We start from the raw sequence: 11,213 nt of genomic DNA on the forward strand, positions 1-11,213 counted from the left end.
GGGTTACGAAGGGGGGTTTGGTCAGGGTCAGGGGGGCTCGGCGGCCCCGGATGTCGATCTCTACCTCGTCGCCGTCGGCCAGGTTGGCGTCGGTGTTCAGCAGGGCCAGGGCGATGCCCTGCTTCCGCGTCGGGCTGAAGGTGCCGCTGGTCACGGTGCCGACCTGGACGTCGCCGACGTGCAGGGTCATGCCGGGGCGCGGGATGGCCCGGTCGACGGCCACTAGGCCGCGCAGCGTACGCCGGGGGCCGGCGGCCTTCTCGGCGAGCAGCGCGTCGCGGCCCCAGAAGGCCGGCTTGTCCCAACCGACCGCCCAGCCGGAGCGGGCCTGCACCGGGCTGATGTCCAGGGACAGGTCCTGCCCGTGCAGCGGGTAACCCATCTCGGTACGCAGCGTGTCCCGGGCGGCCAGCCCGCAGGCGCGTAGCCCGAACGTCGCGCCGGCGGCGAAGAGCGCGTCCCACACGGCGACCGCGTGCTCCGCCGGCACCACCAGCTCGTAGCCCAACTCGCCCGTGTAGCCGGTACGGCAGACGGTCAGCTCCATCCCGGCCAGGCTCGCGGCGGAGAAGCTCATGTAGCCGTGCTCGGTGGGCAGGTCCAGGGCGGCCAGCAACTCGACCGAGCGGGGGCCCTGCACGGCCAGCACCGCGTACGCCTCGTGCTCGTCGGTGACGGTGACCTGCGCGGGCGCGGCGGCGCGCAACCGGCGCACCACCTCGGCGGTGTTCGCCGCGTTCGGAATGAGGAAGACGTGGTCCTCGGCGTACAGGTAGGCGATGATGTCGTCCACCACGCCGCCGGTGGCGTCGTCGCAGCAGAGCGTGTACTGCGCCCGGCCGGGGCCGATCCGACCCAGGTCGTTGCTGAGGCAGGAGTTGACGAAGTCGGCCGCGCCGGGGCCGCTCACCCGGGCCTTGCCCAGGTGCGACACGTCGAAGACCCCGACCGCCGTACGCACCGCGGTGTGCTCCTTGAGCACACCGCCGCCGGCGTACTCCAGCGGCATCTCCCAGCCCCCGAAGGGGGCGAACTTGGCTCCGGCGGCGATGTGCCGCTCGTGCAGCGGGGAACGACGCAGCCGGGTCGCGGCAGCGTCGGAGGTCACGTCGGTCATGGGTGGCAACTTACCGGGGGCAACGTCGCTGGTTAGCATCGGCGGGAGCCCGCTGGCACCGTCGGCGGGACAGCCATGACGTCCGGCGGGTAGGTTCCGCCGGAGACCTTCACCGCTGGTACGCGATGCCGCGACCGGCCCGGCCCGCCCGGAGTAGCTTCAGTGACTTCACCCCGCACCACCAACCTGAGCCTGGTCGACACCGACCCGGCCGAGCTCGCCGTCGACGCGATCGTGATCGGCGTGCACAGCCAGACCGGAGAGCAGGGCGCCACCAGCGGCCTCGCCGGCACCCTGCTGCTCGCCAGCGGCGCGGAGAGCATCGCGGCCGCGTTCGACGGCAAGCTGACCGAGACCCTCGCGCTGCTCGGCGCGACCGGCGGGCCGGGTGAGGTCATCAAGCTGGCCACCCTGGGCACCGTGACGGCGCCGCTGGTCACCGCGGTCGGGCTCGGCCCGGAGCCGTCGGGTGCCGCACCGGCCCCGGAGACGCTGCGCCGGGCCGCCGGTGCGGCGATCCGGGCCCTGGCGGGCGCACCCAAGGTCGCGCTGGCGCTGCCGCTGCCCGACGCGGACGCGTCGGCCGAGCTGCGCGCGGTCGCCGAGGGCGCGCTGCTGGGTGGGTACCGGTTCGCCGGTTACAAGACCCGGCCCCAGCCGACCCGGCGGGAGCCGGTGGCCGAGGTGCTCATCGCGGTGCCGGACGCCGGCGACGCGGACGCCCAGGCGGAGGTCGCCCGGGCGCAGGCGGTGGCGGGCGCGGTCCGGCTCAGCCGGGACTGGGTGAACACCGCGCCGAACGAGCTGCGTCCGCCGTCGTTCGCCGACGCGGTCGCGAGCGCGGCGCGCGAGGCGGGCCTCGGCGTCGAGGTGCTGGACGAGGCGGCGCTGGCCGCCGGCGGGTACGGCGGCATCGTCGCGGTCGGGCAGGGCTCGGAGGCCCCGCCGCGGCTGGTGAAGCTGACCTACACCCCGCAGGACGGCGGCAACGGCAAGCGGGTCGCGCTGGTCGGCAAGGGCATCACCTTCGACACCGGCGGCATCTCGATCAAGCCGGCGCAGGGCATGTGGGAGATGAAGTCCGACATGGCGGGCGCCGCAGCGGTGGGCGCGACCATGCTGGCGATCGCCGCGCTGAAGCCGTCGGTGGCGGTCAGCGCGTACCTGCCGATGGCGGAGAACATGCCGTCGGGCACCAGCTACCGGCCGGGTGACGTGATCACCATGTTCAACGGCAAGCGGGTCGAGGTGCTCAACACCGACGCCGAGGGCCGGATGATCCTGGGCGACGCCATCGCCCGCGCCTGCGCGGACGGCACCGACTACCTGTTCGAGACCTCCACCCTGACCGGCGGCCAGGTCATCGCGCTGGGCAAGCGGATGGCCGGCGTGATGGGCACCCCGGAGCTGTGCGACCGGGTGAAGGTGGCCGGCGACACCGTCGGCGAGCCGGCCTGGCCGATGCCGCTGCCCGACGACGTCCGTAAGGGCATGGAGTCGGAGGTGGCGGACATCTCGCAGGTCAACGCCGGCATGGACCGGGCCGGTCACATGCTGCAGGGCGGCGTGTTCCTGCGCGAGTTCGTGGCCGACGACGTGGCCTGGGCGCACATCGACATCGCCGGGCCGGGTTACCACTCGGGCGAGCCGACCGGCTACCTGACCAAGGGCGGCACCGGCGTGCCGGTCCGCACCCTGGTGCAGCTCGTCGAGGATGTCGCCGCCAACGGCTGACGGAACTGACAGCGAGGGGCCTCCGGTCGACACCGGGGGCCCCTCTCAGTACCCCTCGGGGCGACGTTTGCGGCGCTCGTTGAAGTCGCGCATCCGCTGCGGGTAGCCCATCAGCCGGACGTCGTACACCGGGATGCCCATCCGGTACGCGAAGCGCCGGGCCCCGTCCGGGCCGTCGATGCGCCGGCGGGTCCACTCCCCGTCGTCGGCGATCAGGATCACCGTGGTCTCCGTCACGGTCGTCCGTGGCTCGATGTACGCCTCGACGCCGCGCCGACTCCGGATGAAGTTCTCCAGATGGTCCAGATCGCCACGATCGGCGGCTCGGTCACGGCTCGGCACAGCCGCCTGTTTGCGGCGCCGGAACAACCCCACCGAATTTCTCCCCCACCGTGCGTCATCGACAACGGTGCCAAGGGTACGTGTCGATGACGTGTCGTTGGGCACCTCACTACGCACCCTGTGCCCAGTGGTGACAAGATGACCGAGGTGGGGTGTGTCCGTGTTACATCCCGTGACCCCCGATGCAGCGACGCGACCTGGGAGTTGGACGTGAGCGAGCCGAACGAAGCGACCTTCGACATTGTCATTCTCGGAGGTGGCAGCGGCGGCTACGCGACCGCGCTGCGCGCCGCCCAGCTGGGCCTGAAGGTCGCGCTGGTCGAGAAGGGCAAACTCGGCGGCACCTGCCTGCACAACGGTTGCATCCCGACGAAGGCGCTGCTGCACGCCGCCGAGATCGCCGACCAGGCCCGCGAGTCGGAGCAGTTCGGCGTGAAGGCCGAGCTGATCGGCATCGACATGGCCGGGGTCAACGCGTACAAGGACGGCGTGATCGCCCGGCTGTACAAGGGCCTGCAGGGCCTCGTGGGCAGCTCGAAGGACATCACCTTCGTCGCCGGCGCGGGCAAGCTGGTCGGCAAGAACGTGGTCGAGGTGGACGGCAAGCGCTACACCGGCCGCAACGTCGTCCTGGCCTCCGGCTCGTACGCGAAGAGCCTGCCCGGCCTGGAGGTCGACGGCGAGCGGATCATCACCAGCGACCACGCGCTCACCATGGACCGGGTGCCGTCGTCGGTGATCGTGCTCGGTGGCGGCGTGATCGGTGTCGAGTTCGCCAGCGTGTGGAAGTCCTTCGGTGTGGACGTGACGATCGTCGAGGCGCTGCCCCGGCTGGTCGCTGCCGAGGACGAGGAGTCGTCGAAGGCGCTGGAGCGGGCGTTCCGCAAGCGCAAGATCAACTTCAAGGTCGGCAAGCCGTTCGAGAAGGTCGAGAAGACCGAGAACGGCGTCAAGCTGACCATCCAGGGTGGCGAGACCGTCGAGGCCGAGCTGCTGCTGGTCGCCGTCGGTCGCGGCCCGAACACCGCCAACCTCGGGTACGAGGAGCAGGGCGTCAAGATGGACCGCGGCTACGTGCTGACCGACGAGCGGCTGCGCACCAGCGTGCCGAACGTCTACGCGGTCGGCGACATCGTGCCCGGCCTCCAGCTCGCCCACCGGGGCTTCCAGCAGGGCATCTTCGTGGCCGAGGAGATCGCCGGGCAGACCCCGGCCGTGATCGACGAGGTCGGCATCCCGCGCGTCACCTACTGTGACCCGGAGCTGGCGTCGGTGGGTCTCACCGAGACCAAGGCCAAGGAGCAGTACGGCGCCGACAAGGTCAAGACGTACAACTACAACCTGGCCGGCAACGGCAAGAGCCAGATCCTCAAGACCACCGGCTTCGTGAAGCTGGTGCGGGTGGAGGACGGCCCCGTGGTCGGCGTGCACATGATCGGCGCCCGGGTGGGTGAGCTGATCGGTGAGGCGCAGCTCATCTACAACTGGGAGGCGTACCCGGCCGAGGTCGCCCAGCTCGTGCACGCCCACCCGACCCAGAACGAGGCCCTGGGCGAGGCGCACCTGGCCCTCGCCGGCAAGCCGCTGCACTCGCACGCCTGATCATCCAAACCGCGGCGTCCGGCGACGGGCGAAGATCCCACCAGGGGAATGAAGGAGTCTCAGAAAATGCCGGTATCGGTCACCATGCCCCGGCTCGGCGAGAGCGTCACCGAGGGCACCGTCACTCGCTGGCTCAAGCAGGAGGGCGACACGGTCGAGGTTGACGAGCCCCTGCTCGAGGTCTCGACCGACAAGGTCGACACCGAGATCCCGTCGCCCGCCGCCGGCGTGCTGAGCCGGATCGTGGTCGGTGAGGACGAGACCGCCGAGGTTGGCAGCGAGCTGGCTGTCATCGCCGGTGAGGGCGAGTCGACCGGCGGCGGCGAGGCCGCCCCGCAGGAGCAGGCTCCGAGCGAGTCGGTCGAGCCGGCCGCCGAGCCGACGGCCGCCGCCGAGAGCACCGCCCCCGAGGTGGCGCAGGACGAGGCGCCGGCTCCGGCCGCCGCGCCGTCGGGCGAGGGCACCGCGGTGAAGATGCCCGCGCTGGGTGAGAGCGTCACCGAGGGTACGGTCACCCGCTGGCTGAAGCAGGTCGGCGAGACCATCGAGGTCGACGAGCCGCTGCTGGAAGTCTCCACCGACAAGGTGGACACCGAGATCCCGTCGCCGGTCGCCGGCACGGTGCTGGAGATCAAGGTCGCCGAGGACGAGACCGCCGCTGTCGGTGCCGACCTGGCGATCATCGGCGTTGCCGGTGCGGCCCCCGCCCCGGCGAAGCCCGAGCCGAAGCCCGAGCCGAAGGCGGAGGCCAAGCCGGCGCCGAAGGCCGAGCCGAAGCCGGCGCCGAAGGTCGAGGAGCCGACCCCGGGCGCTTCGTACAACGAGCCCGCGGCGGAGACCGAGAGCTCGGCGCAGCCGGCCAAGACCGAGCAGGCCGCGCAGCCGGCCGCGGCGGCCCCGACGCCGCCGCGCCCGTCCGCCCCGGCACCGGGTGCCGGCGAGGAGGCCGCCGGGTACGTGACCCCGCTGGTGCGCAAGCTGGCCAGCGAGCACGGTGTCGACCTGGCCGCGCTCAACGGCACCGGTGTGGGTGGCCGGATCCGCAAGCAGGACGTCCTCGACGCGGCCGAGAAGGCCAAGGCCGCCCAGGCCGCGCCGGCTCCGGCGGCTCAGCCGGCCGCCGCGCCGTCGGCCGCTGCGGCGAAGCCGGCCGCCAAGCCGCAGCCCAGCGCCAAGCGGGGCACCACGGAGAAGCTGCCGAGGATCCGGGCGACCATCGCCAAGCGGATGCAGCAGTCGCTGCACGAGACGGCGCAGCTGACCACTGTCGTCGAGGTCGACGTCACGAAGGTCGCCAAGCTGCGGGTCAAGGCCAAGGACTCGTTCCAGGCCAAGCACGGCGTGAAGCTGTCCTTCCTGCCGTTCTTCGCCCTCGCCGCCGTCGAGGCGCTCCAGACCCACCCGATCATCCAGGCCAGCATGGACCTGGAGGGCGGCACGATCACCTACCCGGCCGCCGAGCACCTCGGCATCGCCGTGGACACCGAGCGCGGGCTGCTCGTGCCGGTCATCCACAACGCCGGTGACCTCAACATGGGCGGCATCGCCAAGCGGGTCGCCGACCTGGCCGAGCGCACCCGGGCCAACAAGATCACCCCGGACGAGATGGCCGGGGCGACCTTCACGCTCACCAACACCGGCAGCCGGGGCGCCCTCTTCGACACTCCGATCGTGCCGTCGCCGCAATCGGCGATGCTCGGTACGGGTGCCGTGGTGAAGCGTCCGGTCGTGGTGAACGACCCGGAGCTGGGCGAGGTCATCGCGGTCCGGTCGATGGTCTACCTGGCCATGTCCTACGACCACCGCCTGATCGACGGCGCCGACGCGGCCCGCTTCCTGACCGCGGTCAAGGAGCGGCTGGAGGCCGGCAACTTCGAGTCGGAGCTGGGCCTGGCCTGATCCATCTGCAACGCCGAAGGGCGCCCCGGTCGTCGACCGGGGCGCCCTTCCGTTTGTGGTCCTCAGCCCTTGAGTTTGTGGTCCTAGCCCTTGAGCAGCGCGGTCGAGACCTGCCAGAGCCGCTCGGCGGCCTCCGGGTCCAGCGCGTAGTCGGCGACGCCCGTCCGCCCCTCGGGCCGGGCGGGGGCGGCCTGCTGACAGTCCTCGAAGTAGCGTCCGCCCACACCGTCGAGCAGCGGCGAGGCGGCGACCAGCACCGAGGTGGCAGCGCCCTGCTCGACGGTCTTCCAGGCCGCCGCGTTACCGGCGCGAATCCGGGTCAACTCCTCCTGGCTGACGTAGCGCTGGAGGTTGGTTTGGATCGCCCCGGGCATCAGCGAGTTACTGAGGATGCCGTCGTCAGCCCAACGCCGGGTGACCTCCACGGCGAAGAGCACGTTGGCCGTCTTGGACTGCCCGTACGCCTGCCACGGCTCGTACTCCCGCTGGTCGTACTGGATGTCTTCGAAGACCACCGGTGAGCGCAGGTGGGCGGCGGAGCTGACCGAGACGATCCTGGCCCCGTCGGCGGCCGCGAGGGCCCGGTGCAGCCCGGTGGCGAGCGCGAAGTGCCCCAGGTGGTTGGTGGCGAACTGCATCTCCCAGCCCTGCGGGGTCCGGGACAGGGGCGCGGCCATGATGCCGGCGTTGTTGACCAGGATGTGCAGCGGGCCGTCCCAGTTGGCCACGAAGTCCGCGACGGAATCCTGATCGGCGAGGTCGAGCGGGGCGACCAGGACGCGGTCGTTTCCGGTGGTGCCGGTGATGTCGTTGGCGGCCTGCTGGCCGGCGTCGGGGTTGCGGACGGCCAGCGTGACCGCCGCGCCGGCGCTGGCCAGGGCGCGGGCGGTCTCCACGCCGATGCCGGAGGACCCGCCGGTGACGACCGCCCGTCGCCCGACGAGGTCCACGCCCTTGATCACGTCCATGGCTGTGGAGTGATGGGCGAACGGGGTGCTGATCGGGTTCGTCGTCATTGTCCATCCTTGTCCGGGTGGGGCGGACCGGCCGGCCCGCTGCGTGCGGCCGTGGTGCGGGTGTTTCCCCGGCCCGGGCCGGAGGTAACGCCGGACTACGTCGCCATCGCCGTTCGCGCCTCCGACCAGCCCGAACGCTGCCAGAGTTGGAGCGTGGGCGGCTACCGGCGGGGTGGACAGCTGGGACCGGCCGTTCCGATCGCCCCCGGCGCCCGGGTGGACAAGTTCGAGGTCTTCTTCGATCTGGTCTTCGTCTTCTCGCCCTTCATCATCACCCGGGCCACCGCTGCGAACATCTCCGGCCGGCAACTGCTGCACGCCGGCCTGGTGCTCGCCGTGCTCTGGTGGATCTGGGTGGTGCACAGCCTGGTCGCCACCCGCGTCCGGCTCGGCGAGGGCTACGTCCCGGTGCTCATGGTGATCGCGATGGTCGCCCTGTTCGCGTTCGCGCTGGCGCTCCCGCAGGCGTTCAGCGACCCGAAGGGGAGCGCCGCCGGCCCGATGCTGGTGGCCATCAGCTACGTCGTGGTCCGGGCCGTACACATGATCCTCTACCAGCATGTGGTGCGGGACAGCCCACACGAGCGGCGGCAACTGCGGCGGTTCGCCCCGGAGCTGGCGGTGAGCATCGTGCTGCTGTTGGCCGCCGCGCTCATCCCACCGCAGATCACCGACCCCGACCAGGCCGCCATGGTCCGCGACGGGCTGTGGATCGCCGTGGTGGTGGTGCAGTACGCCACCGGCTTCATCGTCGGGACCTGGGGCTGGGGGGTGATCAGCGCCGAACACTGGACGGAACGCTACGACCTCATCCTGATCATCGCGCTGGGCGAGTCGATCATCTCCACGGGGGTGGGCGGCAACCTGCTCGGCAAGCCGGTCACCTGGCCGGCGGTAGCCGCCGCCGCGCTCGGCATCGTGGTCACCGCCGCGCTCTGGTGGGCGCACTTCGACTTCATCGGGCCGGCCGCCCGGATCGCCCTGCACGCGGCGGAGGGTGGCCCTCGGGTGGCGATGGCCCGCGACGCGTACGCGTATCTCTACCTGCTGATGATCGCCGGAGTGATCCTCTTCTCGATCGGCAACGAGGAGGCCCTCCACAAGATCACCGATCCGGCCGGCGGGATCGCGGAGAAGGTCGAAGGGCCGGCGGTGCCGATGCTCTTCGGCGGTTTGATCTGCTATTTCGTCGTCAATCTGCTCTTCCAGCTTCGCACCCTGCACACCGTCACGTGGACCCGCATCGGCGTCATCCTGGTACTCGCCGCGGCCCTCCCGATCGGCCAGCACCTGCCGGCACTGGGCGCGCTCACCCTCGCGGCCGTGATCTGCGTGGCGCTGGTGGCCGTGGAGGTGATGGTCATGTCACAGTCCCGGCACGCTCTGCGATCCGCCGTCTTTCAGGAGCGGACCACTCACGAGGCCCACGAGGCCGGCTGGCGTGCGCGCTGGCACGACGTCCGGGAGACCGACGAGCCGACCACGCCGTGACGCAGCCGGTATAGGATCCGGCGCAGCGTCGCGGTGCACCCGGCACGAAGGCCGCCGTGGGCATGGAGGCGCGGGGACAGCATGGGACGAACGTGCACCCAACCAACTCACCGGCCGACCGGCTCGCCGCCGTCGGCAATCAGATGATCGAGATCCACCTCTGGCTCAGCGCGGAACTGGCCCGGCTGCGGACCAGCCTCGACACCCCGTCCCGGGACCTGCGGGCGCACTGCCTGACCTTCTGCGCCGCGCTCGGCCGACACCACACCGGTGAGGACGGGGGCGCGTTCCGGCTGCTGGCCGAAGAGGTCCCCGAACTGCGCCCGGTCATCGACAACCTGATCACCGATCACGAGGTGGTGGCGGGGATCCTGGAACGGGTCGAGGCCCTGCTGGGCGGCGATGCGCCGATGCCGGTCGCCCAGGTGCGCGCCGAGCTGGGCGGGTTGGCCGCCCTGCTGGAATCGCACTTCCGCTACGAGGAGAAACGGCTGGTCACCGCGCTGAACGCGCTCACCGGTCGACCCGGAACGACCGAGCAACTGCTCGGCCTGAACGCGCCGCCGCAGGTCCCCCGCTGACTGTGGAGCTTCGCTAGCTGGTGCCGGGCAGGCGCTCGTAGAAGCGGATCTTCTCCCGGAGGTGGTCGTACTGGCGCTGGAGCAGGCGCATCTGCTCCTCGACCCGCGCCGCGTGGTCGCGAAGCAACTCATGCCGCTCGTCGGCGGTGTGCTCGCCGTCGCGGGCCAGTTGCGCGTAGCGGCGCATCTGCGCGATCGGCATCCCGGTGTCGCGCAGGCAGCGGAACAGCACCAGCCAGCCAAGGTCGTCGTCGGTGAAGACCCGCTGCCCGCCCGGCGTCCGCTCCACGTCCGCGAGGAGGCCAATCTTCTCCTAGTACCGCAGAGTGTCCAGGCTGAAGCCGCTGCGGCGGGCGGCCTCCGAGGGGGCGTAACCGCTCATGTCGCGAGATGGTAGTGCTTGACCTGGAGCGCGCTCCAGGTTGGAGGCTGGTCACTATGACGACGACACGGACGCTGGGACGCAGCGACATGACGGTGAGCGCGATCGGAATGGGGTGCTGGGCCATCGGCGGCCCGCTCTGGGGTGACGACGGGCAGCCGTTCGGCTGGGGTGAGGTGGACGACGACGAGTCGATCCGCACCATCCACCGGGCGCTCGACCTCGGGGTGACCCTGTTCGACACCGCCAGCAACTACGGCGCCGGGCACAGCGAACGGATCCTCGGTCAAGCCCTGGTCGGGCGGCGGGACAGCGTGGTGATCGCCACCAAGTTCGGCAACGTCAGCGAAGAGGCCACCCGGCGGGCGCTCGGCACCGACGCCAGCCCGGCCTTCGCGGTGCGCAGCCTGGACGACTCGCTCCGCCGGCTCGGCACCGACTACGTCGACCTCTATCAACTGCACGTCAACGCACTGCCGGTGCCCGCCGCGCTCGATCTGGTCGACACCCTCGAGTCCCTGGTCGACCAGGGCAAGATCCGGGCGTACGGCTGGAGCACCGACGACCCGGCCTCGGCGGAGGAGTTCGCCGCCGCCGGCCCGCACTGCGCCGTGATCCAGCACGACGAGTCGGTGCTGCGCGACAACGCGGCGGTGCTGGCGGTCTGCGACAAACACGACCTGGCCAGCCTCAACCGTGGGCCGTTGGCGATGGGTCTGCTCACCGGGTCGACCCGGGCCGTCGGGGCGGACGATGTGCGCGGACGGGCACCGGAGTGGCTGGAGTGGTTCACCGACGGCCGGCCGACACCCCGTTGGGCGGCCCGGGTCGACCAGGTCCGCGCGGCGCTCACCGCCGACGGGCGCACCCTGGCCCAGGGCGCGCTCGGCTGGCTGCTGGCGCGCAGCCCTCGTACCGTGCCGATCCCCGGCCTGCGCACGGTGGCCCAAGCCAACGAAAACCTGGCCACCCTGGAGCAAGGCCCCCTGAGCCCCGAGTCCTACACCGAGGTGGAACGCCTCCTCACCGATCTCCGCACCCCCTAACCC

9 protein-coding genes and 1 pseudogene are annotated in these 11,213 nt (G+C 71.4%); 6 read left to right on the top strand and 4 right to left on the bottom strand.

Translation table 11 applies throughout. The features are described from left to right. The coding region (gene gcvT / locus DLJ59_RS32220; protein WP_124777744.1) for a glycine cleavage system aminomethyltransferase GcvT at window positions 1-1,117 on the bottom strand (1,117 nt) is incomplete at its 3' end. A 162-nt stretch (window positions 1,118-1,279) separates the two neighbouring features. Here gcvT and DLJ59_RS32225 point away from each other — a divergent pair. Next, window positions 1,280-2,851, top strand: coding sequence for a leucyl aminopeptidase (locus tag DLJ59_RS32225; RefSeq protein ID WP_124777746.1), 1,572 nt, complete (start codon window positions 1,280-1,282; stop codon window positions 2,849-2,851). Window positions 2,852-2,896: 45 nt separating this feature from the next. Here the strand turns inward: DLJ59_RS32225 and DLJ59_RS32230 are convergent, their stop codons facing one another. Next, the gene (locus tag DLJ59_RS32230) at window positions 2,897-3,226 is read right to left on the bottom strand and encodes a hypothetical protein (protein WP_124777748.1); all 330 of its coding nucleotides are present in this window, start codon (window positions 3,224-3,226) and stop codon (window positions 2,897-2,899) included. Window positions 3,227-3,403: 177 nt separating this feature from the next. Between DLJ59_RS32230 and lpdA the strand changes: the two genes are divergently transcribed. Both lpdA and sucB read left to right on the top strand, forming a co-directional pair. Next, the gene (gene lpdA / locus DLJ59_RS32235) at window positions 3,404-4,795 is read left to right on the top strand and encodes a dihydrolipoyl dehydrogenase (protein WP_124777750.1); all 1,392 of its coding nucleotides are present in this window, start codon (window positions 3,404-3,406) and stop codon (window positions 4,793-4,795) included. A gap of 66 nt (window positions 4,796-4,861) precedes the next feature. After that, a complete protein-coding gene (gene sucB, locus DLJ59_RS32240) occupies window positions 4,862-6,694 on the top strand; it encodes a 2-oxoglutarate dehydrogenase, E2 component, dihydrolipoamide succinyltransferase (RefSeq protein ID WP_124777752.1) in 1,833 nt (610 codons plus the stop codon). Window positions 6,695-6,777: 83 nt separating this feature from the next. On the opposite strand, the gene DLJ59_RS32245 is transcribed toward sucB, so the two are convergent. Then, entirely contained in the window at window positions 6,778-7,710 is a 933-nt protein-coding gene (locus DLJ59_RS32245; protein ID WP_124777754.1) for an SDR family NAD(P)-dependent oxidoreductase, read from the bottom strand. 153 nt (window positions 7,711-7,863) lie between these two features. Between DLJ59_RS32245 and DLJ59_RS32250 the strand changes: the two genes are divergently transcribed. Then, entirely contained in the window at window positions 7,864-9,201 is a 1,338-nt protein-coding gene (locus DLJ59_RS32250; RefSeq protein WP_124777758.1) for a low temperature requirement protein A, read from the top strand. Between the two features lie 92 nt (window positions 9,202-9,293). Then, window positions 9,294-9,782 carry a hemerythrin domain-containing protein gene (locus DLJ59_RS32255; RefSeq protein WP_244236339.1) on the top strand — a complete coding sequence of 163 codons (489 nt, stop codon included), beginning with the start codon at window positions 9,294-9,296 and terminating at the stop codon, window positions 9,780-9,782. 13 nt (window positions 9,783-9,795) lie between these two features. On the opposite strand, the pseudogene DLJ59_RS32260 reads toward DLJ59_RS32255, so the two are convergent. After that, window positions 9,796-10,164 (bottom strand): annotated as a pseudogene (locus DLJ59_RS32260) (MerR family transcriptional regulator). A 56-nt stretch (window positions 10,165-10,220) separates the two neighbouring features. On the opposite strand from DLJ59_RS32260, the gene DLJ59_RS32265 reads away from it, so the two are divergent. Next, window positions 10,221-11,210 (top strand): aldo/keto reductase, encoded by a 990-nt coding sequence (locus DLJ59_RS32265; protein WP_124777756.1) that lies wholly within the window; start codon window positions 10,221-10,223, stop codon window positions 11,208-11,210. Window positions 11,211-11,213 lie beyond the last annotated feature (3 nt).

This window comes from Micromonospora inaquosa (assembly GCF_003857055.1).
Lineage (GTDB): Bacteria > Actinomycetota > Actinomycetes > Mycobacteriales > Micromonosporaceae > Micromonospora > Micromonospora inaquosa.

What these genes read in the sequence shown, in the direction of transcription:
- DLJ59_RS32265 (WP_124777756.1), top strand. Translation starts at nt 10,221, where the DNA reads ATGACGACGACACGGACGCTGGGACGCAGCGACATGACGGTGAGCGCG.
- DLJ59_RS32245 (WP_124777754.1), bottom strand. Translation starts at nt 7,710, where the DNA reads ATGACGACGAACCCGATCAGCACCCCGTTCGCCCATCACTCCACAGCC.
- sucB (WP_124777752.1), top strand. Translation starts at nt 4,862, where the DNA reads ATGCCGGTATCGGTCACCATGCCCCGGCTCGGCGAGAGCGTCACCGAG.